We start from the raw sequence: 24,550 nt of genomic DNA on the forward strand, positions 1-24,550 counted from the left end.
TCACGTTCCTAACGTGCCGTCCGGCATCGGACGTCGAGGAGGACGAGTGGCTACCACCGAAGCATCAGCACCGCCGCGGAAGAGGCGGTTCTACACCCAGCTCTGGTTCTGGGTGATCGTCGGCATTCTCGGCGGCATCGTGTTCGGGATGCTCGCCCCCGACGCCGCCAAGGGCTCGAAGTGGCTCGCCGACGGGTTCATCCAGATGATCAAGGTGATCGTCGCCCCGGTGATCTTCTGCACGGTGGTCGTCGGGATCGCCTCGATCGGCAACCTGGCCCGTGCGGGCGGCCTGGCGCTCAAGGCCCTGTTCTACTTCCTGGTCGCGACCGTCGTGGCGTTGACCCTCGGCCTGCTCGCGGCGAACGTCTTCGACGTCGGCGGGGGCTTCACCGGCCAGCCGTCGGCCGCCGCACTGGAGTCCGCGGCCAAGCAGGTGCAGAACGGCTCGAACGCCGACCAGGGCGGCCTGACCGGCTTCCTGCTCAACGACCTGCTCCCGACCAGCTTCCTCGGCCCGTTCGTGGAGAACGAGGTCCTGCGCGTCCTGGTCCTCGCGATCCTCACCGCCTGCTCGGTGTCGCTGCTGGCCGCGCCGCTGCGCACCCGCGTCGTCGGCTCGATCGAGACCATCGCCAAGGTCATCTTCGGCATCATCAAGCTGATCATGTGGGCCGCGCCGGTCGCCGCGTTCGGCGGCATGGCCTACACCGTGGCCCAGTTCGGCACCCAGTCACTCGGTGAGCTGCTGAAGCTGATGGGCGTGTTCTGGGGCACCTGCCTGTTCTTCATCGTCGCGGTGCTCGGCCTGGTGTCCTGGTGGGCCGGGTTCAACATCTTCAAGGTCATCCGGCTGATCAAGGACGAGCTGCTGATCATCGTCGGCACCTCGTCGTCGGAGTCGGTGCTGCCGCGGCTGCTGACCAAGCTGGAGGCGGCGGGGGCGTCGAAGCAGACCGTCGGACTGGTCATCCCGACCGGCTACTCGTTCAACCTCGACGGCACCTGCATCTACCTGACCCTCGGTGCCCTGTTCATCATCCACGCGGGCGGCGAGACCCTCCCGATCGGCCTGCAGATCGGCCTCGCGCTGCTCATGGTCCTGACGTCCAAGGGCGCGGCGGGGATCACGGGTGCGGGCCTGGTGACCCTGGCGGCCTCGCTGCAGGCCTTCGGCGGCGAGTTCTTCACCGCCGAGGCCATCGCCGTCGGCATCGCGCTGATCATCGGCATCGACCGCGTGATGAGCGAGGGCCGCGCCCTCACCAACTGCATCGGCAACGTGGTCGCCACGCTCGCCATCGCCCGCTGGAACGGCGAGCTGGACCGCGAGCGGCTCGCCGCGGTCCTGGACGACCCGTCGCTCGTCGACGCGGCGATGGAGCTCGAGCACGGCGCAGGCCGTGACGCCGAGCCGGTGGAGTCGGCGACGTCGACGGAGCCCGAGGACAAGGAGCTCGTCGAGTCCGCACGGTAGACACTGTCCTCATGTCCTCCCGGCCCCGCCGATCGTCCAGCCTGGTCCGTCGTCTCCTGTTCCTGCAGGTGGCCACGGTCCTGGTGACGGTCGGCGGGGCCGCCGTGCTGGCGTTCCTCGGCGCCCGCCAGCTCGAGACCGACGCGGCCGCCCGGTTGACCACGGCGACCGCCCGGTCGGTCGCCACCGATCCCGCCGTGGTCGCGGCGGTGACCGCGGGCGGCGACCCGAAGGTGGTCGCGCGGACGATGCAGCCGCTGGCCCTGCGGGTGCAGGAGGCCACCGGCACGGCGTTCGTCGTGATCATGAGCCCGGACGGGGTGCGCTACAGCCACGCCGAGCCGGACCGGATCGGGCAGACCTACCTGGGCACGATCGCCGAGGCGCGCGCCGGACAGGTGTACACCGAGCACTACCTCGGCACCCTCGGCCCCTCCATCCGCACGGTCGTCCCGGTGTTCGCAGGCTCGGGCGGCCCGGTCGTCGGTCTGGTCAGCGTCGGCGTGCTGGAGACGCGGATCAGCGAGCTCGTGGCGCGCGAGCTGCCCTGGATCGTCCTCGTGGCGGCCGTGGCGGTGGCCCTGGGCGCGTCGTTCGCCTGGCTGCTCGCCCGCCGGGTGCGCAGGCAGACCCTCGGCCTGGAGCCGGCCGAGATCGCCGCCGCCTACACCCACCACGACGCCGTGCTGCGGGCCGTGCGCGAGGGGCTGATGGTGCTCGACGAGGACGGCCGGGTCGTGGTCGTCAACGCCGAGGCCCGGCGGCTGTTGGGGTTCGGCCTCGATCAGCCCGTCGAAGGTCGCAGGCTGGTGGAGCTGGGCGTGGACCCGGCGTTGCGGGCCGTCACCCGGCTCGCGACGGGCGGTGTGGAGGACGTGCGGGACACCGTGACGCTCGCGGGCGAGCGCGTCCTGCTGCTCTCGCGCACCGCCGCCGGTCCCCGCGCCGGGGAGGGCACCCGGGTCGTCACGCTGCGGGACCGGACCGAGCTCGCGGACGTCCTGCGCGAGCGCGACGCCGCCCGCGACCGCGCCCGCGCGCTGTCGGCGCAGGCCCACGAGTTCGCCAACCGCATGCAGACCGTCCTCACCCTCGTGCAGCTCGGCGAGACCGACGACGCGCTGCGGGCGGGCACCGCCGCCGTCGACCGGGCGCGCGGGCCGTCGGACCTGGTCGTGCACGACCCCGTGCTGGCCGCGCTGCTGCTGGACAAGGCCTGGTCCGCGGCGGAACGGGACATCGCGTTCACCGTCGAGGACGAGACCAACGCGGAGACCCCCGTCGAGCCGGACGATCTCGTCTCGCTCATCGGCAATCTCGTCGACAACGCCTTGGACGCGGCCGACGGCTCGCCCGGCGCTGCCGTCGCGGTGCGGCTGGCGGACGGCGCGAGCGGATGGATCGTGGAGGTCGAGGACACCGGGCCCGGCATCCCGGCGGACGCCGCGGACGACGTCTTCGCCCACGGGTTCTCCACCAAGCCCGCCGCCCCCGACCGCCCCCGCGGCATCGGTCTGGCCCTCGTGGCGCGGATCGTGCGCAGGCTCGGCGGGTCGATCGAGGTGTCCGGGCGCTCCCCCGGCACGGTGTTCCGGCTGGAGCTGCCTAGCCGACTCCCGTCACGGCCCACCGTCCCGACCGAGCTCGCAGGCCCACGGCCACCAGCCTGACCAGCATGAACAGGCTCAGGCCCGTCCAGATGCCCAGCAGGCCCCAGCCGAAGGCGAGCGAGATCCAGATCAGCGGCAGGAAGCCCGCGAGCGCGGCGACCAGGGTCGTGGTGCGCAGGAACGCGGCGTCGCCCGCGCCGAGCAGCACCCCGTCGATCGCGAACACCACACCGGCGATCGGCTGCAGCGCGACGAAGAACCACCAGGCCTGCGGGATCGTGGCGAGGGTGTCGCCGTCGGCGGTGAAGACCCCGGGCAGCACCGGGTAGAGCGCGGCGAACAGCACCCCGAACCCGATGCCGAGCCACAGCCCGTAGCGGGTGACCCGGGCGCCGGTGGCCTTGGCCTGGTCGGCTCCCCCGGCGCCCAGCGCCGCCCCGACCAGGGCCTGCGCGGCGATCGCGACGGCGTCGAGCACCAGCGCCTGGAAGTTCCACAGCTGCAGCACGACCTGGTGCGCCGCCACGCTCGCCGCGCCGAACCGGGCGGCGACCGCCGTGGCGGAGAGGAAGCAGATCTGGAACCCGGCCGTGCGCAGGATCAGGTCGCGGCCCATCGACAGCTGCGCGCGGACGACGTCCGGGCGCGGCCGCAGCGACACCCCCTCCTTGAGCAGGGCGCGGAGGAACAGCCCGGCGACGATCACCTGCGCCACGACGTTCGCGATCGCCGAGCCCTCCAGCCCCAGGCCGAGCGGGTGCACGAGGATCGGGCACAGCACGGCCGAGATCCCGTTGCCGGTGAGCACGTAGCGCAGCGGGCGGGCGGTGTCCTGCACCCCGCGCATCCAGCCGTTGCCCGCCAGGGTGATCAGGATGAGGGGGGCGCCGAACAGCGCGGTCCGCAGCCAGCCGACCGCGGCGTCGGCCACCCCGCCGCCGTCGCCCAGCAGGTCCGCGACGGGCCGCGCGAACAGCTGTCCCAGCCCCAGCACGAGCAGCCCGACGGCGATCGCCACCCACGTCGCCTGCACGCCCTCCACGACGGCGTCCTGGCGCCGCCCCGCCCCGTGCAGGCGGGCCGAGCGCGCGGTGGTGCCGTAGGACAGGAAGTTCAGCGCGGTCGTGACCTGGGCGAACAGCACCCCGGCGACCGCCAGGCCCGCCAGCGGCACCGTGCCCAGCCGCCCGACGACGGCGGTGTCGACCAGGATGTACAGCGGCTCGGCGGCGAGCACCGGCAGCGCCTGCAGGGCCAGACGCACGACCTGCCGCGGTGAGGCGCCGTGGGCGGCGGGCTCGGAACTCACGCCCCGATCCTCCCCCGCGCGCCCGGCCTCGGTCGGCGGGGGTGTCCCCGGCGCCCCCTTTGCAGTGACAGCCGATCCGCACCGGCGGGAGGGCGGTGCACACCGGCCGGCCCTTTGCAGTGACAGCCGATCCGCACCGGGGACGGCGGTGCACACCAGGGGACGGCGGTGCACACCGGCGCGCCTTTGCAGTGACAGCGCATCCGCACGAGGGCCCGCAGTGCGTACCAAGCGCCCCCTTTGCGGTGACAGCGAATCCGCACGGGGCGCGGCGGTGCCTATCCGCTGCCACTGCAAAGGCGCCCGAGACACCTACCCCTGGTCCACTGCACTGACAGCCGATCCGCACGAGCACGCAGCAGTGCGCATCCGCTGCCACTGCAAAGGCGCCGCAGACACCTGCCCTCGGGTCCGCCGCAGTGACAGCCGATCCGCACGGGGGCGCGGCGGTGCCTATCCGCTGCCACTGCAAAGACGGCCCCAGCCACCTACCCTCGGCCCGCTGCACTGACAGCCGATCCGCACGAACACCCAACAGTGCGCATCCGCTGCCACTGCAAAGGGGGCACCTACCCCTTGGGCCGCCGGCAGACGTAGATGTACGCGGGAGGCACGTTGCGCCACACCGTGCGACTGATCAGCACCTCGTCGAACCGGTCGCCCAACAGCCTGCGGAAGCTGCGGGCGCCGCGCATCGGGAGCGTGTGGGTGTAGGCGAAGGTCGTGAACGCGCCCTCGGCGCCGATCGCCACACCGACCTGGCCGAGGATCTCACGCTGGCCGCCCTCGTCGAACAGCGACCACGGCAGGCCCGAGATCACGGCGTCGACGCGGTGCGCGGCCCGGTCGGCGAGCAGGGTGGTGAGCTCCTTGGCGTCGCCGGCGACGACCTCCAGCCCCGGACGGGTGCGGCGCAGGAAGGCCGCCATCGAGGGGTCCAGCTCCACGGCGAGATGGCGCGACCCCGCGGGCAGCCGCCCGGCGATCACCGCGGACACCGACCCGGTCCCCGGCCCCAGCTCGACGACCGTGGGCGTGCCCTGCGACGGCACCACCGACGCCAACACGCCTGCCAGGTGCGGCGAGCTCGGGTAGACCGCGCCGATCCGGCCGGGTCGACGGAGGGCGGCCGCGAGGAAGGTGCGCCGTGCGGACGGCGCGGCGAGATCAGCGCTCACGGGGCCCACCGTACGCACTCCGGGTGAACGGGTCGTGTCACCTTCGTCCGGAATCGCCCAACGACGTCCGGATCGCCGCGAGGATCCCCTCCCGGTCGCCGTCCCGGGTGAAGCCCGCGGCTCGGGGGTGCCCGCCGCCGCCCAGCGCCACCGCCACGGCGGAGACGTCCACGGCGCCGCGCGAGCGCAGCGACACCGTCCAGCGGGTGTGGGCGATCTGCTTGAGCACCACCGTCACCTCGGCCTCCACGGCCGTGCGCACGAGGTCGACGACGCTCTCGACCTCCTCCGGCCGGAACGTCTCGACCACTCCGAGCGGCACCGTGGCGTGCACGAGGTCACCGTCGAGCGTCGCCCCGGCGAGGATCTCGCCGAGCGCGGCCAGCCAGGCGAACGGGTGCGAGTCGACGAGCGTGCGCATCAGCGGCTCGACCTGCACCCCCGCCTCGACGAGCTCCGCGGCCAGCCGGTGCGGCCCCGGCCCACCGATCCGGAACCCGACGGTGTCCGTGGCGAGCCCGGCGTACAGGCACGCCCCGATCACCGGGTCGATGTCCACGTCCATGAGGTCGAGGATGCGGTGCACCAGGATCACGGTCGCCTCGGCGCGGGGGTCGAGCACCTGGACGTCCCCGAACCCGGGGTTCGACGCGTGGTGGTCGACCAGGATCGCCGTCTCCGCCGCGTCCACCCGGTCGGCGAGGATGCCGAGCCTGCGGCGGTCCGCCGTGTCGCAGCAGACGACGACCTCGGGGTCGACGGGGACGTCGGCGGGCCGGTGGAGCAGGCCCTCGACGTCGAGCGCGCGCAGCGTCTCGGGCGGCAGCTCGTCGGGCTCGGCCGCCCCGTAGGACACGACCACCTGCACACCCCGCCGGTGCAACGCGACACCCAGCGCCAACGCCGAACCGAGCGAGTCCGCATCCGGGTTGACGTGACCGAGCAGGACGACCCGGGTGGCCCCGTCCAGGACGTCCGCGGCCGTCTCGACGGCCTCGTCGACCGCACGGGCGCGATCGGCGGCCGTCAGCCGCGCGAGCTCACGGGCCCGGTCGGCGGCGCGGGCACGGGCCCAGCGGGCCTCCTGCTCGGTGGTCACTCGTCGTCCGGGTCCGGCTCGCGCGGCGCCTTGTACGGGTCGGGCTCGCCCGCGTACCGGGCGCTGGTGGCGAGCTTGGCGACCTCGGCGTCCGAGGCCCGGGTGCGGGCGAGCAGCTCCTCCATCCGCGCGGCCTCGTGCGGCACCTCGTCGGTGACGAACGCCAAGGACGGCGTGTGCCGGATCCCGGTCTGCTGCCCGACCATCGTGCGGAGCACACCCTTGGCGCTCTCCAGCGCGGCGGCGGCGCCCTTGAGGTCGGGCTCCTCGTCGACGGTCCGGCCGAGCACGGTGTAGTACACGGTGGCCTCGCGCAGGTCACCGGTCACGCGGGCGTCGGTGATCGTGACGCCCCCCAGCCGCGGGTCCTTGACCGTGTGCTCGATCGCCTCGGCGACGATCTGGGTGATCCGCTTCGCCAGCCGGCGGGCGCGGGCCTGGTCCACCATGGCGCGCTCCTAGTCCTCTTCCGGCCCGAACAGGCGCTGTCGGGCAGACAACAGTTCCAGCTCGGGGCGACCGGCCACGAGCCGCTCACAGGAGTCCAGCACGTCTCGCACGTGGGCCACGTCCGCGGCCACGCACGAGACCCCGATCAGGGCACGTCGGTGCAGGTCCAGGTGTCCCGCCTCGGCGGCGGACACGGCGAAGCGCCGCCGCAGCTCGGCCACCACGGGCCGCACGGCGGAGCGCTTCTGCTTGAGCGAGTGCACGTCCCCGAGCAGGACGTCGCACTCGAGTGCTCCTACATACATGGGGTGGTAGACCCGATCGGCGGGCCCGTGCGGGGCCCGCCGATCAGGGGGTCAGGCGCGAGGCTTCTCGCGCATCTCGAACGTCTCGATGACGTCGTCGACCTTGATGTCGCTGTAGCTGCCCAGGGTCAGACCGCACTCGAAGCCCTCGCGGACCTCGACCACGTCGTCCTTGAAGCGCCGCAGCGAGCTGATCGGCAGGTTGTCCGCGATGACCACGGAGTCCCGCAGCAGGCGCCCGCGGGCGTTGCGGCGGATCTCCCCGCTCATCACGAGGCAACCGGCGATCGTGCCGAACTTGGAGGACTTGAAGACGTCGCGGACCTCGGCACGGCCGAGCTCCACCTCCTCGTACTCCGGCTTGAGCATGCCCTTCAGGGCCTGCTCGATCTCCTCGATGGCCTGGTAGATCACGGTGTAGTACCGGATCTCCACGCCCTCGCGGTTCGCCAGCTCGGTCGCCTTGCCCTCGGCCCGGACGTTGAAGCCCATGACGATGACGTTGTCCGCGATGGCGAGGTTGATGTCGCCCTCGGTGATGCCACCGACGCCGCGGTGGATGACGCGGAGGTCCACGTCGTCTCCCACGTCGAGCTTCATCAGGGCGTCCTCGAGGGCCTCGACGGTACCCGAGTTGTCACCCTTGATGATCAGGTTGAGGGTGTTGGTCTCCTTCAGCGCGGCGTCGAGGTCCTCGAGCGACACGCGCTTGCGGCGGCTGGCCAGCTCGGCGTTGCGCTCGCGCGCCCGCCGCCGGTCGGCGATCTGCCGGGCCACCCGGTCCTCGTCCACGACGAGGAACGTGTCGCCCGCACCCGGGACCGACGTCAGGCCGATGACCTGCACCGGACGCGACGGGAGCGCCTCGGTGATGTCGTCCCCGTGCTCGTCGACCATCCGCCGGACACGACCCGACGCGTCGCCCGCGACCAGCGAGTCGCCGACGCGCAGCGTGCCGCGCTGGACCAGGACGGTCGCCACCGGACCACGGCCGCGGTCGAGGTGACCCTCGATCGTGACGCCCTGGGCCTCCATGTTCGGGTTGGCCCGCAGGTCCAGCGCCGCGTCCGCGGTGAGCAGGATCGCCTCGAGCAGCTGGTCGATGTTCGTCCCCTGCTTCGCGGAGATGTCGACGAACATCGTGTCGCCGCCGTACTCCTCCGCGACCAGGTTGTACTCGGTCAGCTGCTGGCGGATCTTCGCCGGGTTGGCACCCTCGACGTCGATCTTGTTCACCGCGACCACGATCGGCACGTCGGCCGCCTGGGCGTGGTTGATCGCCTCGACTGTCTGGGGCATCACGCCGTCGTCCGCCGCGACCACGATCACCGCGATGTCCGTGGACTTCGCGCCGCGGGCACGCATGGCGGTGAACGCCTCGTGACCCGGGGTGTCGATGAAGGTGATCGGACGCTCGATGCCCTCCAGCTCCGTCTGCACCTGGTAGGCGCCGATGTGCTGGGTGATGCCGCCGGCCTCGCCCTCGCGGACGTTCGCCTTGCGGATGGTGTCGAGGAGTCGGGTCTTACCGTGGTCGACGTGACCCATGATGGTCACGACCGGCGGCCGGACGACCCAGTCCTCCTCGTCCCCGTCGTCTCCGAAGGAGATGTCGAAGCTGTCGAGCAGCTCGCGGTCCTCCTCCTCCGGGCTGACGACCTGGACGTTGTAGTTCATCTCGTTGCCGAGGAGCTCGAGCACCTCGTCGGCGACGGACGCCGTGGCCGTGACCATCTCGCCCAGGTGGAACAGCACCTGGACCAGGGACGCCGGGTTGGCGTTGATCTTCTCGGCGAAGTCCGTCAGGGACGCGCCGCGCGGGAGCCGGATCGTCTCGCCGGAGCCCTTCGGAAGGCGCACACCGCCGACCGACGGCGCCTGCATGGCGTCGTACTCCTGGCGCTTCTGCCGCTTCGACTTGCGACCCTTGCGGGCCGGTCCACCGGGGCGACCGAAGGCACCCGCGGTGCCACCACGGGCACCGGGACGACCGCCACCGCCACCGGGACGACCACGGAAGCCGCCGCCCGCCGGGGCGCCGCCGCCACCGGGGCCACCGCCGCCGGGACGGAAACCGCCGCCACCGCCACCGGGACGACCACCGGGACCGCCCGGACGACCGCCGGGGCCACCACGGCCGCCGCCGGGACCGCCGCGCCCACCGGGCGCGGGACGGCCACCCGCCGGGCGGGCGGGCATCATGCCGGGGTTCGGCCGCGGGGGCATGTTGCCCGGGTTCGGGCGCGGACCACCGGGACGGTCACCCGAGCGCTGCGGCGGGCGGGGCCCACCGGTGCCGGGACCGCCCGGACGCGGAGCGCCGCCACCGGGGCGACCCTCGCCGCCCTGCGGACGGTCGCCACCCTGCTGGGGCGGCGGGCCCGGACGCGGCGCGGCCGGACGGGGCGGGGCGCCGGAACCGACGCCGAACGGGTTGTTGCCGACGCGCGGCTGGCGCGGGCCGGGACGCGGCCCGGCGCTGCGCGGGGGCACGGTGCCCGCACCGGAACCACCCTGGGCGGCCGCGGGACGCGACTGCTCGGGACGGGGGCCGGGGCGTGCGCCGCCACCCTGCTGCCTGCGGTCACCCTCACCCTGCGGACGCTGCTGCGGCGCGGGCTGGGCCGGGGCGGGCCGAGGACCGGGACGCGGACCCGAGGGCGCGCCGGACGGGCGCGCCGGGGCCGCCGGAGCGGCGCTCGCGGCGGGGGCCTCCGGCTGTGCGGGGGCGGCCGGAGTGTTCTGCGGGCCGGGACGCGGACCGGGACGGTTGCCCGCACCGGGCGCGGGCGCACCGGGACGGGGGCCGGGCCCCGGGGTGGGGGCGTTCGACGGGCGCGGGCCGGGCTTGGGGCCGGGACCGGGCGTCGGGGCGCCACCGGACTGTCCGGGGCGCGGACGGCTGCCGCTGCCGGGGATGCCCCGGCGCTGTGCTCCACCGTTGCCTGCCATCGAGTCGCGCAGCTTGCGCGCGACCGGGGCCTCCACGGTGGAGGAGGGGGACTTCACGAACTCCCCCAGATCCTGCAGCTTGCTCAGGACCTGCTTACTCGAGATGCCGAGCTCTTTCGCGAGCTCGTGCACGCGGGCCTTGCCTGCCACTGCTCTCCTCTGACTTCGACGAGAGGCCGGGCGGCAGGTGTCCGCTCGACCTCGAACCTAGAGTCGATGCACGTTCATGGTGCGATCTTCACGACTGGCTCATGACGGGTCGACCTTGTCTTCTGTGAATGACGGCGCCGAGACGATCTCGACACCCTCCTGCTGCTCCAGATGCTTCCGGACCGCAGCGGTGTCCAGCGGCCCCGGGACACGCAGTGCCCGCGGGAACGCCGAGCGGCGCTCGGCCCGGTCGAGACACTCCGGGCGGGGATGCACCGAGGCACCCCGACCGGGGAGGCGCCTGCGCGGGTCCGGGACCAGAGCCCCGTCCACCGCGACGACGCGCAACAGACCGGTGGCCTGCTCGCGTCTCCGACACCCGACACACGTGCGGACGGGTCCCGGCTCCGAATCGCGGGCCGGGGACGAGTGTAGCGCGTCCGCACTCAGCCGACCGACTCCGTCCCCGCCGTCCCCGCCGTCCCCGCCACACTCTCCGGCTCGGCGTCCGCGGCGGCCCGGGGGTCGGAGTCGCTGCGGATGTCGATCCGCCAGCCGGTCAACCGGGCCGCGAGCCGCGCGTTCTGCCCCTCCTTGCCGATGGCGAGGGAGAGCTGGAAGTCCGGCACGACGACCCGGGCGGTGCGCGCCTTGGCGTCCACCACCGTGACCGACACCACCTTCGACGGGGAGAGGGCGTTGCCGACGAACGTCGCCGGATCGGCCGACCAGTCGATGATGTCGATCTTCTCGTCGTGCAGCTCGCTCATCACGTTGCGCACCCGCTGACCCATCGGGCCGATGCAGGCACCCTTCGGGTTGACCCCGGGGACGGTGGACCGCACCGCGATCTTCGAGCGGTGCCCGGCCTCGCGGGCCACGGCGACGATCTCGACGGAGCCGTCGACCAGCTCCGGCACCTCGAGCGCGAACAGCTTGCGGACGAGGTTGGGGTGCGTTCGCGACAACGTGATCTGCGTCCCCCGCATTCCCCGGGTCACCCCGACGACGAAGCAGCGGATCCGGTCGCCGTGCTCGTAGCGCTCGCCTGGCACCTGCTCGGTCTGCGGCAGCACGCCCTCGATCCGGCCCCCCGCGCCGCGGCGGGAGTTGTCCTCGAGCTGCACCACGACCACGCCGCGCGCGTTCGCCCGGGCGTCCCGCTGCACGACGCCGGAGATGATCTCGCCCTCCGACGCCGCGAACTCGCCGTAGGTGCGCTCGTGCTCGGCGTCTCGCAGGCGCTGCACGATGACCTGGCGCGCCGTGGTGGCGGCGATCCGGCCGAAGCCCTCGGGGGTGTCGTCCCACTCCGGGCCCGCGGCGCCGTCCTCGGACACCTCGTGCGCCATGACCCGGACCAGGCCGGACTTGCGGTCGATGTCGATGCGGGCGTGCGGCTCGTGGCCGTCGGTGTGCTTGTACGCGGTGAGCAGCGCCGTCTCGATGGCCTCGATCACCGTGTCGAACGGGATCTCCTTCTCCCGCTCGATGGCGCGCAGGGCGGCGATGTCGACGTTCACTGTCCTTCTCCGTTCCCGGCGCCGAGCGCCTCGACCTCCGCCGCGGGCGGCGCCTTGAACTCGACCTGCACGACCGCGCGGGTCACGTCCGCGTAGGCCAGCTCGCGCGGCTCCGGCTTCTTCGCGCCGGCCTCGACGACCGTGACGGAGTCCTCCCCCGCCGTGCCGACCCGGACCTCGACGGTCTCCCCGGAGGTCAGCGAGACCTTCGCCAGCCGCAGGTGCGCGCGCCGCCAGTGCAGCGGGCGCGTCAGCGGCCGGTCGACGCCGGGCGAGGTCACCTCGAGCGTGTACGACCCGGCGATCAGGTGCTCGTGGCGGTCGAGCTCCGCGGCGGCGCTGCGGGACAGCCGCGCGATCGCGTCCAGCGGGACGCTCGTCTGCTCCGCGGTCTCGGGGACGTCCACGACGACCTTGACCGTGTGCTTGCGACCGGCGGCCCGCACCTCGAGATCGTCGAGCTCGAACCCGGCGTCGGCGACGAGGGGCTCCAGCACTCCGCGCAGGGAGCCGGGGAGCTGCTCGGGGACTCCGGGGGGCATGGGACTCCTTGACGAGATGACGTGAGGGTGACGCGGGCGAACGTGAGGGGCCGGACGGCCGTCCAGCCTAGCGCGGCGGCCGGGACGGACGGGCGGACCCGTCGCGGCCGACCACGGAACGCATACGGCAGGATGCGAGGCCGTGTCGTCCGTGTCGTCCGAGCCGCTCGTGGCCCCCGCCCGGGTCACCCGCCGCCGGGCGCTCGCCGTCCTGGGGCTGGCGGTGCCCGTGCTGGCCGCCTGCACCACGTCCCCCGCGGACGACGGCCCGGACCCGCTGATCCCGCTGGCCGACCGGGCCCGTGCCGACGCGGCCCTGGTCACCGCCGCGATCACCGCGGATCCCGCGCTCACGCCGCGGCTGGATCCGCTGCGCTCGGCGCGCAACGACCACGCCGCCGCGCTGCAGGCCGAGATCGACCGGCTGGCGGGCCCGCAGAGCTCGGCCACTCCGACCCCCGCACCCGCGCCCGCCCCGACCGGCCCGGTGGACCTCGCCGCGGTGCAGCAGGCGCTCGACGCCGCGGCTCGCGAGGCGACCGGGCTCGTGGCCACCCTCCCGACCGGCCGGGTGGGCCTCGTCGGCTCGCTGGCCGCCTGCTGCGCGACCTACGCGGCGGTGCTCACGTGAGCTCCACCCAGCTGGACCCGGAGGCGATCGCCGCCCTGCAGGCCGCGTTGGCCGCGGAGCACGCGGCCCTGTGGGTCTACACGCTGATCGTCGCGTTCGTGCCGCCGGACCAGGCGGCCGTGGCGCGCACGGACATCGAGGCGCACCGCACGCTGCGCGGGCAGATCGAGCAGACGCTGACCGACGTCGGCGCCCGGCCGGTGTCCGCCGAGCCCGCCTACCGCACCCCCACCCCGGTGACGGACGCCCTGTCGGCGGGCCGCCTCGCCGTCACCGCGGAGGCGGACGTCCTCGCGGCCTGGCGGTCGGTCCTGGAGCAGACCACCCAGGTCCCGCTGCGCGCCGCGGCCTTCAAGGCCTTGAGCGAGGGCACGGCCCGCGCGGCCCGCTGGCGCCTCGCGACCAACACCCTCCCCGTCGTCCCGCCCCTGCCCGGCATCACCCGCTGACCGTGAGTGGAGGCCGGGGGCCGGCAGCCGCCGGAGGCGGCGGGGTGGGTGAGCGGAGTCGCCAGAGCGACCATCGCCACTCACGGTCGGGTCAGGGCGGTCAGGGCGGCCAGGGCGCGGTCGACGTCGTCGTCGGTGGAGTAGAGGGCGAACGAGAGCCGCGCACCGCCGCCGCGGGCCGTGACCTGCAGCCCGGCCGCCTGCAGGCGCTCGGCGGCGTCGGGGTCGGCCACGTGCACGATCGCCGAACCGGCGGGGTCGAGCCCCACCCCCGCGCGGAACCGGTCCGCCAGCCCCACGCAGTGCGCGCGGACCGCCGCGAGGTCCAGACCGGCGAGCCACTCCAGGGACTCGGCCGCCCCCACGTGGCAGTACCAGGCGGGTGAGGTGTCGAGGCCGCGCGCCTGGGTCGCCAGCCGCGGCGGGAGCCCCGTGGTGCTCCCCCACGGGTCCTCGGCGGCGTACCAGTTCGCGGCGTGCGGGACCAGCCGCAGCCGCGGGTGCACCGCCATCCAGGCCGCCCCCCGCGGCGCGAAGAGCCACTTGTAGCAGGCCCCCACCACGGCGTCCGCCCACCCGAGGTCCAACGGCTGCCACCCGGCCGCCTGGGTGACGTCCAGCAGCACCGTCGCGTCCGTGCGGGCCCGGAGCGCGTCGAGGTCCGCGAGCCGGCCGTCGAGCGACTGCACCACGCTCACCGCGAGCACGTCCGCGTCCGCCTCGGCGAGCCGCTCGAGCGGCACCTCGGTGACGGTGATCCCCCGCCCCTGCACCGCGAACGGGTAGGTGACGCTCGAGAACTCGCCCTCGGCCACCGCGACCCGCGCGCCGTCCGGGGTGGCCGCCGCGACGAGCCCCACCAGCGGCGACACCGCACCGCCGACCGCGACCCGGTCGGCGCCGACCCCCACCAACCGGCCGAACGCCGCCCGGGCCCGGGCCACGACGTCGTCGAAGTCCGTGGCCCGGCCCGCGCCGGTGCGCCAGCGCCGCACGGCCGCGTCCACGGCGTCCGCGGTGGCGCGGGGCGGCACCCCGACGCTCGCGGTGCTCAGGTATCCGGCGGGGACGTCGAAGGGCGAACCGAAGGCCGTGCGCACGAGCGGACCCTACGCTCGCACCATGCGCAGCGAGGAGATCGAGATCCGGACCGGCGGCACCGAGCGGGTGGTCGACCTGACCCGTCGGATCGCCGAGTTCTGCCGCGACGGGCAGGACGGGCTGGTGAACGTCTGGGTGCCGCACGCGACCGCGGGCGTCGCGGTCATCGAGACCGGCGCGGGCAGCGACGACGACCTGCTCGAGGCGTTGCGGACCCTGCTCCCGGGAGACGACCGGTGGTCGCACCGGCACGGCTCCGCGGGCCACGGCCGCGACCACGTGCTGCCCGCGATCATCGCCCCGTCGATGTCCGTGCCGGTGCTGGGCGGGCGGATGGCCCTGGGCACCTGGCAGTCGGTCTGCCTGGTGGACACCAACGTCGACAACGCCGTCCGGACCGTGCGGCTCTCCTTCCTCGCCGGGTGACGAACGTGATCACGCCGAGACCCCGGGCGGCTAGGCTCGGCGGGTGGCCGATCCGGAGGGGACCGACGACGAGACCCGTGTCGTGCCCCGGGCCGATCCCACCCAGGTGGGAGTGCCCTGGGCTCCTCCGCCGCCTCCCCCTCCGCCCCCACCTCCCCCGCCCGGCCCGCGGCCCGAGCACACGGGCCGCTGGATCGCGGGGCTGACGGCGGTGATCCTGGTCGTGGCGGGTCTGCTGGCCGGCGGGTTCTGGCTGGTGATCGGGTCCCTGGGACCGTCGGTGCCCGCGGGGTTCCGCGCGGTCGACACCCCGTACCTGCGCTACGCCGTGCCCGCCGACTGGACCCCGGTCGACGGGGAGACCGTGCGGATCCTCGGCGTCACGTTCGGCGGCGGCGCGGACGCGCCCGCCTACACCTGCCGCGGCGACGGCTACAAGCGCGGGACCGCCACGAGCACGCTCGTGCAGACCGACGCCGAACCCGCCGCGGCCGCCACGGACTTCGCCGACCGGCTCGGCCGGTCGTTCTACACCGACACCGCGGGCCACACGCCCGAGGTGACGCTGTCCGACCCGCGCCCCACCGGCGCCGGGACCGTCGTCGAGGCGCGGGTCCGCACCCCGGTCGACGACGGCTGCCTGGCGACCGAGGGGGTGGTCGCGGTGCTCGCGGCGCCGGTGGCGAGCGGCGGCACGGCGCTGCTCGTCGTGAACGTCGACACCGCGGGCGGGCCCGCGTCCAGCCCGCTCCCGGATCCGGCGGTCCTCGATCGGATCCTGGACAGCGCGACGGCCGCCGGCTAACACCGTCGTCCGTTCGCTCGACACTGGGAGAGGAGGCGGTGTGGAGGGCACGACGTTCGGCCCGTACACGATCGAGTCGCTGCTCGGTCGTGGCGGCATGGGAGAGGTCTACCGGGCCTTCGACACCGAGACCGACCGCGAGGTCGCGCTCAAGGTGCTGCCCGCGCACCTCGCGGACGACCCGGAGTACACGGAGCGGTTCCGCCGCGAGTGCCGCGCCGCGGCCAAGCTGCGCGACCCCCACGTGGTCCCGATCCACCGCTTCGGCGAGATCGACGGGCGGCTCTACCTCGACATGCGCCTGGTCTCCGGCAGCGACCTGGGCACCCGGCTCACCGAACGCGGCCCGCTGACCCCCGCCGTCGCCGTCTCGGTCGTGGCCCAGATCGCCTCCGCGCTCGACGCCGCCCACGCCGAGGGCATGGTCCACCGGGACGTGAAGCCCTCGAACATCCTGCTCACCGGGCCGGACGACGAGCTGTTCGCCTACCTGTTCGACTTCGGCATCGCCAGCTCCAGCGGCGTGTCCGACGGCGGCGAGCAGCTCACCCGCTCCGGCACCGTCCCCGGGTCGGTCGCCTACCTGGCCCCCGAACGCTTCCACGGGGTCGTCGCGGACCGCCGCGTCGACGTCTACGCCCTCGCCTGCGTGCTCTACCAGGCACTGACGGGGAAGGCGCCCTTCGCGGGCGACCTGCCCACCCTGATGCACGCCCACCTGCACCTGCCCGTGCCGCTGATCCAGCGCGCGGAGGTGCCCGGCGGCCTCGATGACGTCGTCGCGCGCGGGATGGCGAAGGATCCGAACCACCGCTACGCCACCGCGGGCGAGCTCGCCGCGGCGGCCCGGGCCGCGGTCGGCTCCGGCGCCGTCCCCACGGCGCCGCCGACGGCCACCGACACCCCGCGGCCCTCGACCTTCGGCTCGATGCCGTCGGACCCGCGGTATCCCCGGTACGCGCAACAGGCCGCGCCGTCGGACCCGCGCTGGGCCGCGGCGCCACCGACCGCGCCGGGCTGGCAGACCGGGCCGGCGCCCGAGCCGCGGCGGCGCGGGATCTCCAAGGCCGGGCTGGCCGCGGTGATCGTCACCTGCGTCGTGCTGCTGGCGGGCCTCGGCGTGGCGGGCTACTTCGTGAACCGGGTGATCACGGGCGCGTCGGCGCCGACCACGACCCCCACCCCGACGCCCACGCCGCAGGCCGTCACCACGGCGGTCCCCGGCTCGGAGGACGCCCAGCTGCTGGCCGCGCTCCCCGCGGGGTTCTCCACCGCGAACTGCACCCCGAACCTGCAGACCGCCACGACCATCGGCGCGACCGGGTACGTCGAGTGCGAGAACGGGCCCGCGGACGGGCCGGACGGCGCCACGTTCAGCCGCTACCCCCAGCAGAGCCTGCTCGACGGCGGGTTCGACGGCGCCGCCACGGCCGACAACGTCTCGGTGCAGCAGGGCGCCGAGCACGCGCAGTGCCGCACCGGCGCCACGCTCGCCACCGGCTACTCCGTCGACGGCCGGTTCGCGGGCCGGGTCGGCTGCTACCTCGACCCGAGCGGCGCCGCCTACCTGTTCTGGTCCGACAACGCCGCGCTCTCCTTCGGCTACCTGCGCCGCACCGACGGCAACGCCGCGGCCCTCTACGACTGGTGGCTCGCGAACGACTTCCGCCGCTGACCCGGCTCAGGCGGTGCGGGAGAGCTCGACCATCTCCGCGCGCGGCACGACCTTCATCCGCTCGCGGCCGCGCTCCTCGCCGAGCCCGCGCTCGTGCTTGTCGAGCTGCAGCCAGCCGTCCCAGGTCGTGTACTGCACGCCCCGCTCCTCCAGCAGCTCCACGACGGCGGCGGGGTCGGACACCGGTGCGGGGGTGAGCGTGTCCGCCACCGCGTCGTCCAGGAGCGACCCGACCGTCTCCAACGCACAGCCCTTGGTGTGCCCGATCAGCCCGACGGGCCCGCGCTTGATCCAGCCCACGGCGTAGACACCGGGGACCTGCTGGTCGTCGAAGTCCAGGACCCGGCCCGCCGCGTGCGGCAGGGTGCCCGACAGGGCGTCCCACGGCAGCTCGGGAAGCTCGGAGCCGATGTAGCCGACGGCGCGGTACAGCGCCTGCAGCGGGTGGTCGGTGACCACGCCGGTCCCCCGCACCCCGCCGTCGCCGCGCAGCTCCATCCGCTCGGTGCGCAGCCCGCTCACCCGGTCCTGCCCCAGCACCGCGACGGGGTTGGACAGGAAGTGCAGGTGCAGCCGCCGCGGCGCGGGCTTGCGGTCCCGCAGGGCCCAGTCCTGCAACGTCTTGACCACCATCTGGGTCTGCTTCGACTCGCGCAGCGCGGCCAGCGACCCGTCGTCGAACTCGACGTCCTCCGGTGCCACGACCACCTCTACGCCCGGCACGTGGTCGAGCTCGCGCAGCTCCATCGGCGTGAACTTGGCCTGCGCCAGGCCGCGGCGCGCGAACACGTGCACGTCGGTGGCGCGGTTGGCGAGCAGCCCGGCGTGGACGTTGTCCGGGATCTCGGTCGAGAGCATGTCGTCGGCGTGCTTGGCGAGCACCCGGGCCACGTCCAACGCCACGTTCCCGGCCCCGATCACCCCGACGTGCGCGGCGTCGAGGGTCCAGTCCCGCGGGACGTCCGGGTGCCCGTCGAACCACTTCACGAACTCGGCGGCGCCATGGCTGCCCGGCAGGTCGATCCCGGGGATGTCGAGGTCCCGGTCCCGCTCGCAGCCCGTCGCGACGATCACGGCGTCGTAGAGCATCCGGACGTCGGACAGCGACAGGTCCCGCCCGTACGCCACGTTGCCGAACAGCCGCACGCCCGGCTTGCTGAGCACGGTGTGCAGCGCGCCGACGATCCCCTTGATGCGCGGGTGGTCGGGCGCGACGCCGTAGCGGACCAGCCCGAACGGCGCCGGGAGCCGGTCGAACAGGTCGATCGAACACGCCGTGCCGGACTTCATCAGCGTGTCGGCGGCGTAGATCCCCGCCGGTCCCGCCCCGATGATCGCGATCCGCAACTCCCGCATGATCACACGGTAGCGGAAGAAAGGTGAGCCTTACCTAATGACGCCGCTCACAGTCCGCTCAGCCCTGGACCAGGGCGGCGACGGTCTCCGCCGCGCCCTCGACCGCGATCTCGGTGCGCTCACCGGTGACCCGGTCCTTGACCTCGAGGGTGCCCTCGGCCAGGCCGCGACCCACCACGACGATGGTGGGCACGCCGATCAGCTCCGCGTCGGCGAACTTCACCCCGGGGCTGGTCTTGCGGTCGTCGAGCACCACGGACAGCCCGAGCGCCTCGAGCTCGGCCGCAAGCGACTCGCCCGCGGCGAGCAGCTCCGGGTTGCTCTTGTGCGCCACGACCACGTGCACGTCGAAGGGGGCCACGGCCCGCGGCCACACCAGGCCGGAGTCGTCGTGCGACTGCTCGGCGATGGCCGCGACCAGCCGCGACACACCGATCCCGTAGGAGCCCATGGTGATCCGGACGGGCTTGGAGTCGGGACCCAGCGCGTCGAGCTTGAAGGCGTCCGCGTACTTGCGGCCGAGCTGGAAGATGTGGCCGATCTCGATGCCGCGCGCCGCCTCGAGCACACCGGTGCCGTCCGGAGAGGGGTCACCGGCGCGCACCTCGGCGGCCTCGATCGTGCCGTCCGGGGTGAAGTCCCGGCCGCAGACCAGGTCCACGACGTGGTGGTCGGCCCGGTCCGCACCCGTCACCCAGGCCGTGCCGGTGACGATCCGGGGGTCGACGACGTAGCGCACCCCGTTGTCCTGCAGCGCCTTCGGCCCGATGTACCCCTTCACCAGGAACGGGTTCGCGGCGAAGTCCTTGTCCTCGAGCAACGCCACCTCGGCGGGCTCCAGCCCCGCCTCGACGCGCTTCATGTCGACCTCGCGGTCGCCGGGCACGCCGATCGCCAGCAGCTCCCACTCGTCGGATCCGGGCTGCCGGGTCTTGAGCAGCACGTTCTTCAGCGTGTCGGCCGCCGTGAACTTGCGGTCGGTGTTCGCGTTCAGGAAGTCGACGAGCGACTCGATCGTGGGCGTGTCCGGCGTGTGGTGCACGACGGCGGCGGGCTTGTCCTCGACGGACTGCGCGGGCGGCGCGGGGGTCGTCACCGCCTCGACGTTCGCCGCGTAGCCGCCGGGCCCGCGCACGAAGGTGTCCTCGCCCGTCTCGGACTCGGCGAGGAACTCCTCGGACGCCGAGCCGCCCATCGCGCCGGACGTCGCCGCGACGACGACGTAGCGCAGCCCCAGCCGGTCGAAGGTCTTGATGTACGCCGCGCGGTGCTTGGCGTAGGACTCCGACAGGCCCTCGTCGGTCAGGTCGAAGGAGTACGAGTCCTTCATCAGGAACTCGCGGCCGCGCAGGATGCCCGCGCGGGGCCGCTCCTCGTCCCGGTACTTGGTCTGGATCTGGTACAGGATGACCGGGTAGTCCTTGTAGGACGAGAACTCGCCCTTCACGGTGAGCGTGAACAGCTCCTCGTGGGTGGGCCCGAGCAGGTAGTCCGCGCCCTTGCGGTCCTTGAGCCGGAAGATGTTGGGGCCGTACTCGGTCCACCGGTTCGTGGCCTCGTAGGGCTCGCGGGGCAGCAGCGCGGGGAACTGGATCTCCTGGGCGCCGATGGCGTCCATCTCCTCGCGCACGATCTGCTCGATGCGCCGCAGCACCTTCAGCCCGAGCGGCAGCCAGGAGTAGACGCCCGGGGCGATCCGGCGGACGTAGCCCGCGCGGACCAGCAGCTTGTGGCTGGGCACCTCCGCGTCGGCCGGGTCCTCGCGGAGGGTGCGGAGGAACAGCGACGACATCCTGGTCAACACCCTTGCCAGGGTATCCAGGTCCCGCACCCGGATTCGCAGCGGCTCCGCCGCCCGTGCGTGGCGAGTGGTGCCAGAGCACCACTCGCCACGCACGACGGAATGGGGGCGGGAGGGCGCCGGTTGGGTCGGATGTGACCGACACCGCAGATCTGCACGCCCTGCTGGCCGAGTCCCGCCTCGGCGTCCTCGCGACCATCAAGAAGGACGGTTCGCCGCAGCTCTCCCCCGTCACCCCGTTCTACGACCGGGAGGCCGGCACGATCTCGGTCTCCATGACCGAGGGCCGGGCCAAGACCGCCAACCTCCGCCGGGACCCCCGCGCAGCACTCGAGGTGACCAGTGCGGACGGCTTCACCTGGGCCACCGCCGAGGGCCCGGTGACGCTCGTCGGCCCCGGCCCCACCCCGGACTCGCCCGAGGTCGAGGCGCTCGTGGACTACTACCGCAAGGCCGCGGGCGAGCACCCGGACTGGGCGGAGTACCGCCAGGTCATGGTCGCCGACCGCCGCGTGCTGATGACGATGACCGTCGAGAAGGTCTACGGCGCCCGCATCCGCTGACCCCGTGAGCGGCGATAGTCGCCAGGGCGACTATCGCCGCTCACGGGTCGTTCACCCGTCACGGTCGCGATCCCCGCTCAGAAGGGTGAGTCACTTCCGTCCCCTGCGCACCACGTGATCACATCCGTCCCGACAGTCACAACGTCGGGGGGACGAGAAATGCGGATCGGGCGGCTCGCCCTCACGGTGAGTGCGGCGATGTCACTGCTCGTGCCCGGCGTGGCGGCCGCGGACGAGGTCCCGCAGCCGCTCATCGAGTCCGTCGGGCCCGCCGTCGAGGTCGGCCCCGGGGTCACGCACCGCGAGCTCACGACCGACCTCGGCATCGGACGGGTGCAGGCGGACGTCGTCGAGGTGGACCTGACCAACCCCGCCGTGAAGGTGAACCTGCTGTGGCCCGGCGCCGTCGCGGCCCGCAAGACGGTGAAGACCATGGCGGACGGCGTCGGCGCGGTCGCCGGGATCAACGGGGACTTCTTCGACATCGGCCGCACCAACGCGGCCGCGGGACCGGCCGTGCTCGACGGCAGGCCGGTCAAGGGTGCGGTGCCGCAGGGCAGGCGCGCCGCCCCGGCCGTCGACGGCGCCGAGATGGACTACGTGTTCACGACCGACCACCACGGCGTCGCACGGGTGGACCGGATGCCGCTGCGCGGCGAGGTGCGCCGCACCGGGATCCGGCTCGTCGCGAACGGCGCCGAGCAGCCGCCGCCGCCGCCGCTGCCGCTGCCGCTGCCGCTGCCGCTGCCGATCGTGGCGCTCAACCAGCACGCCGTGCCCGTCGACGGGATCGGGGTGTTCACCGGCGACTGGGGCGAGGTCGACCGGGCCCGCACCCTGTGCGGCTCCGATGTCGACCGGGACGCGCCGTGCGCGGCCGAGCAGGTCGAGGTCCTGGTCCGAGACGGTCGGGTCGCCGAGGTCCGCCCGCCGCGCGGCGGGACCCTGCCGCCCGGCGAGACCGCACTGGTCGGCCGCGACCGAGGGGCGGCCGCGCTGCGCAGCCTGTCCGTCGGCGACGAGGTCGCCGTCGACTACCGCCTCGAACCGGCGAGCGGCGCCGCCCCGTACATGGCGGTCGGCGGCAGCCCCATCCTGCGCGACGGGCGACCGACCGAGAACCTGAACGACACCGCGCGGGCCCCGCGCAGCGGCGTCGGGGTGAGTGCCGACGGGCGGCACTTCACCCTGGTCACCGTGGACGGCAGACAGTCCGACAGCGTCGGTGCCACGCTGCTGCAGTTCTCCCGGCTGCTCGCCGAGCTCGGCCTGGACGACGGGCTGAACCTCGACGGCGGCGGCTCGTCCACCCTGGCCCACCGCGCCCCCGGACAACCCGCGACCACGGTCGTCAACGACCCGTCGGACCCCTCGCCGCGCCTGGTGCCCAACGGGATCGCAGTGTTCTCGGTGTAGTTTCGGGTGAAATGCGAACTTCTCGACGGGTCGTCCTCGCCCTGCTCGCGGTGCTCCTGCTGGTCGGCGCCGCGGTCGCCGTGGTGCGGTTCGAGGCGGTGGACCGGATCCGGGAACGGGTCGCCCCCGAGCCCTCACCCGGCTGCATCGCCGACGACCCGACGTCGAGCGGCTGCGTCACGCCCGCCACCCTCGCCGCGTACGAGGCCGTGACGGCGCGCTTCGCGGGCGGGCTGGTCGAGTCGACCTGTTGGAGCGAGCACGCCTGGAACCCGTCCAGCGACCATCCCGAGGGCCGGGCCTGTGACTTCTTCCCCACCCGCTACGGCACCTTCGCCACGGGCGACGACCTGACCGAGGGCTGGGCGATCGCGCAGTACCTGCGGGACGAGGCCGCCGAGCTGGACGTCCGGTACGTGATCTGGCAGGGCCGGATCTGGTACCGCGGCGCCTTCTTCGCCGACGCGGACGGCGGCTGGGGCCGCCCGTACGACGGCGGCGGCGTGTACGACGCCGAGGACGCGACGGGCGGGCACTACGACCACGTCCACGTCAGCATCCGCCGCTGACGCTCGCGCCTGCTGATCGTCGGACCGGCCTGACGCTTGGGACGCCCAAGCGTCAGCCGGCGAGCAGCTCGCCCGCGAGCCTGCCCACGGTCTCCCACTCGATCAGGAAGCCGTCGTGCCCGTAGGGCGAGTCGATGACCTCCAGCCGCGCCCCCGGGATGCCCGCGGCCAGCTCCTCCTGCTGCGCGACCGGGTAGAGCCGGTCCGAGCTGATCCCGACGACGAGCGTCCGGGCCGTGACCCGGGCCAGCGCCGCGGCCACTCCCCCGCGCCCCCGGCCGACGTCGTGCGCGTTCATCAGCTCGGTGAGCCGCACGTAGGAGGCGGCGTCGAAGCGGCGCACCAGCTTCGCGGCGTGATGGTCCAGATAGGACTCGACGGCGTACCGCCCGCCGCGCGCCGGGTCCTCGCCCAGCTGGGCCTCCCGCCCGAATCGGGTGTCGAGCTCGTAGCCGCTGCGGTAGGTCAGGTGCGCGATCCGCCGCGCGACGCCGAGCCCGCGGTGCGGTCCCTCGCCGGGCGGCAGGTCGTGGTAGTCCCCGCCGTGCCAGCCCGGGTCCGCCTTGATCGCCGCGATCTGGGGCGCGGCCCAGCCGATCTGGTCCGCCGCCGACGCCGCGGGGGAGGCCAGCAGCATCAGCCGCTCGACCCGCTCCGGCGCCGTGACGCCCCACTCGAGCGCGCGCATGCCGCCCATCGACCCACCGATGACGAGCGACCAGCGCGCCACCCCGAGCCGGTCCGCGAGCGCGAGCTCCGCGCGGACCGCGTCCCGCGCGGTGACCACCGGGAACCGGCTGCCCCAGGGCCGCCCGTCCGGTGCCGTCGACGACGGTCCGGTCGAGCCCTGGCAGCCGCCGACGACGTTGGGCGCCACCACGAAGTAGCGCTCGGGGTCCAGGGCGCGGCCCGGCCCGATGAGGTCGCCCCACCAGCCGGGGGTGGGGTGCCCGGGCCCCGCCGGTCCGGTGACGTGGGTGTCCCCGGTCAACGCGTGCAGGACCAGGACCGCCGGGGAGTCCGGTGAGCCCCAGGTCTCGTAGGACAGCCGGACGTCCAGCTCGCCCCCGGCGTCCAGGGCGACGGGGCCGACGTCGAGGAACCGACGTCGGCCCGGATCGGACCCCTCCCGCCACGCACCGGTGGCGGGAGGGGCGTCCACG

At 74.0% G+C, this 24,550-nt stretch carries 23 protein-coding genes; 10 read left to right on the forward strand and 13 right to left on the reverse strand.

Translation table 11 applies throughout. The annotated features are described in order from the left end of the window. The first annotated feature begins 46 nt into the window (after positions 1-46). A complete protein-coding gene (locus tag BLS43_RS08250) occupies positions 47-1,477 on the forward strand; it encodes a cation:dicarboxylate symporter family transporter (RefSeq protein WP_245707371.1) in 1,431 nt (476 codons plus the stop codon). An 11-nt stretch (positions 1,478-1,488) separates the two neighbouring features. Further along, a complete protein-coding gene (locus BLS43_RS08255) occupies positions 1,489-3,147 on the forward strand; it encodes a sensor histidine kinase (protein ID WP_093079266.1) in 1,659 nt (552 codons plus the stop codon). Here BLS43_RS08255 and BLS43_RS08260 read toward each other — a convergent pair. From BLS43_RS08260 to rimP, 9 genes are all read right to left on the reverse strand, one after another. Continuing rightward, positions 3,083-4,396 (reverse strand): MATE family efflux transporter, encoded by a 1,314-nt coding sequence (locus BLS43_RS08260; protein ID WP_093079269.1) that lies wholly within the window; start codon positions 4,394-4,396, stop codon positions 3,083-3,085. The genes BLS43_RS08255 and BLS43_RS08260 overlap by 65 nt on opposite strands. Positions 4,397-4,965: 569 nt before the next feature. After that, entirely contained in the window at positions 4,966-5,574 is a 609-nt protein-coding gene (locus tag BLS43_RS08265; RefSeq protein ID WP_093079975.1) for a class I SAM-dependent methyltransferase, read from the reverse strand. Positions 5,575-5,611: 37 nt separating this feature from the next. Then, positions 5,612-6,673 (reverse strand): DHH family phosphoesterase, encoded by a 1,062-nt coding sequence (locus BLS43_RS08270; protein WP_342741145.1) that lies wholly within the window; start codon positions 6,671-6,673, stop codon positions 5,612-5,614. Further along, on the reverse strand, positions 6,670-7,122 hold the full coding sequence (gene rbfA / locus BLS43_RS08275) for a 30S ribosome-binding factor RbfA (RefSeq protein ID WP_093079272.1): 453 nt from the start codon (positions 7,120-7,122) through the stop codon (positions 6,670-6,672). Before rbfA ends, BLS43_RS08270 begins: the two co-directional genes overlap by 4 nt. A gap of 9 nt (positions 7,123-7,131) precedes the next feature. After that, positions 7,132-7,428, reverse strand: a complete 297-nt coding sequence (locus BLS43_RS08280; protein WP_093079275.1) for a DUF503 domain-containing protein — start codon at positions 7,426-7,428, stop codon at positions 7,132-7,134. A gap of 51 nt (positions 7,429-7,479) precedes the next feature. Then, positions 7,480-10,530, reverse strand: coding sequence for a translation initiation factor IF-2 (gene infB / locus BLS43_RS08285; RefSeq protein ID WP_093079278.1), 3,051 nt, complete (start codon positions 10,528-10,530; stop codon positions 7,480-7,482). A 99-nt stretch (positions 10,531-10,629) separates the two neighbouring features. Continuing rightward, positions 10,630-11,085 carry a YlxR family protein gene (locus BLS43_RS31635; protein ID WP_281245824.1) on the reverse strand — a complete coding sequence of 152 codons (456 nt, stop codon included), beginning with the start codon at positions 11,083-11,085 and terminating at the stop codon, positions 10,630-10,632. Next, complete coding sequence (gene nusA, locus BLS43_RS08295) at positions 10,977-12,053, reverse strand: transcription termination factor NusA (RefSeq protein ID WP_093079281.1); 1,077 nt, start codon at positions 12,051-12,053, stop codon at positions 10,977-10,979. The genes BLS43_RS31635 and nusA overlap by 109 nt, the downstream gene beginning before the upstream one ends. After that, positions 12,050-12,595 (reverse strand): ribosome maturation factor RimP, encoded by a 546-nt coding sequence (gene rimP / locus BLS43_RS08300; RefSeq protein WP_093079286.1) that lies wholly within the window; start codon positions 12,593-12,595, stop codon positions 12,050-12,052. Before rimP ends, nusA begins: the two co-directional genes overlap by 4 nt. A gap of 142 nt (positions 12,596-12,737) precedes the next feature. Here rimP and BLS43_RS08305 point away from each other — a divergent pair, with 142 nt between their 5' ends. Further along, the gene (locus BLS43_RS08305; RefSeq protein WP_245707373.1) at positions 12,738-13,226 is read left to right on the forward strand and encodes a hypothetical protein; all 489 of its coding nucleotides are present in this window, start codon (positions 12,738-12,740) and stop codon (positions 13,224-13,226) included. Beyond that, positions 13,223-13,675 (forward strand): ferritin-like domain-containing protein, encoded by a 453-nt coding sequence (locus BLS43_RS08310; RefSeq protein ID WP_093079290.1) that lies wholly within the window; start codon positions 13,223-13,225, stop codon positions 13,673-13,675. Before BLS43_RS08305 ends, BLS43_RS08310 begins: the two co-directional genes overlap by 4 nt. Positions 13,676-13,755: 80 nt before the next feature. Here the strand turns inward: BLS43_RS08310 and BLS43_RS08315 are convergent, their stop codons facing one another. After that, positions 13,756-14,775, reverse strand: coding sequence for an aminotransferase class V-fold PLP-dependent enzyme (locus BLS43_RS08315; RefSeq protein WP_093079295.1), 1,020 nt, complete (start codon positions 14,773-14,775; stop codon positions 13,756-13,758). Between the two features lie 22 nt (positions 14,776-14,797). Between BLS43_RS08315 and BLS43_RS08320 the strand changes: the two genes are divergently transcribed. The 3 genes from BLS43_RS08320 to BLS43_RS08330 are packed head-to-tail and all read left to right on the forward strand — an operon-like array spanning position 14,798 to position 17,682. Then, complete coding sequence (locus tag BLS43_RS08320) at positions 14,798-15,202, forward strand: YjbQ family protein (RefSeq protein ID WP_093079990.1); 405 nt, start codon at positions 14,798-14,800, stop codon at positions 15,200-15,202. 43 nt (positions 15,203-15,245) lie between these two features. Further along, positions 15,246-16,007 carry a DUF8017 domain-containing protein gene (locus BLS43_RS08325; RefSeq protein ID WP_143029974.1) on the forward strand — a complete coding sequence of 254 codons (762 nt, stop codon included), beginning with the start codon at positions 15,246-15,248 and terminating at the stop codon, positions 16,005-16,007. Positions 16,008-16,047: 40 nt separating this feature from the next. After that, positions 16,048-17,682 carry a serine/threonine-protein kinase gene (locus tag BLS43_RS08330; protein WP_093079302.1) on the forward strand — a complete coding sequence of 545 codons (1,635 nt, stop codon included), beginning with the start codon at positions 16,048-16,050 and terminating at the stop codon, positions 17,680-17,682. A gap of 6 nt (positions 17,683-17,688) precedes the next feature. Here the strand turns inward: BLS43_RS08330 and BLS43_RS08335 are convergent, their stop codons facing one another. Both BLS43_RS08335 and BLS43_RS08340 read right to left on the reverse strand, forming a co-directional pair. Then, complete coding sequence (locus tag BLS43_RS08335; protein ID WP_245707374.1) at positions 17,689-19,038, reverse strand: FAD-dependent oxidoreductase; 1,350 nt, start codon at positions 19,036-19,038, stop codon at positions 17,689-17,691. A gap of 58 nt (positions 19,039-19,096) precedes the next feature. Then, on the reverse strand, positions 19,097-20,842 hold the full coding sequence (locus BLS43_RS08340; RefSeq protein ID WP_093079305.1) for a proline--tRNA ligase: 1,746 nt from the start codon (positions 20,840-20,842) through the stop codon (positions 19,097-19,099). A 131-nt stretch (positions 20,843-20,973) separates the two neighbouring features. Between BLS43_RS08340 and BLS43_RS08345 the strand changes: the two genes are divergently transcribed. The 3 genes from BLS43_RS08345 to BLS43_RS08355 all read left to right on the forward strand — a co-directional run bounded on the left by BLS43_RS08345 (position 20,974) and on the right by BLS43_RS08355 (position 23,387). Next, entirely contained in the window at positions 20,974-21,402 is a 429-nt protein-coding gene (locus BLS43_RS08345) for a PPOX class F420-dependent oxidoreductase (protein ID WP_093079311.1), read from the forward strand. A 198-nt stretch (positions 21,403-21,600) separates the two neighbouring features. Next, the gene (locus BLS43_RS08350; protein ID WP_143029975.1) at positions 21,601-22,818 is read left to right on the forward strand and encodes a phosphodiester glycosidase family protein; all 1,218 of its coding nucleotides are present in this window, start codon (positions 21,601-21,603) and stop codon (positions 22,816-22,818) included. Between the two features lie 11 nt (positions 22,819-22,829). Continuing rightward, on the forward strand, positions 22,830-23,387 hold the full coding sequence (locus tag BLS43_RS08355; protein ID WP_143029976.1) for a VldE C-terminal domain-containing protein: 558 nt from the start codon (positions 22,830-22,832) through the stop codon (positions 23,385-23,387). A 52-nt stretch (positions 23,388-23,439) separates the two neighbouring features. Here BLS43_RS08355 and metX read toward each other — a convergent pair whose 3' ends face one another. Next, positions 23,440-24,549 (reverse strand): homoserine O-acetyltransferase MetX, encoded by a 1,110-nt coding sequence (gene metX, locus BLS43_RS08360; protein WP_093079999.1) that lies wholly within the window; start codon positions 24,547-24,549, stop codon positions 23,440-23,442. Position 24,550 lies beyond the last annotated feature (1 nt).

Origin of the sequence: Pseudonocardia oroxyli, assembly GCF_900102195.1 — a bacterium.
Lineage (GTDB): Bacteria > Actinomycetota > Actinomycetes > Mycobacteriales > Pseudonocardiaceae > Pseudonocardia > Pseudonocardia oroxyli.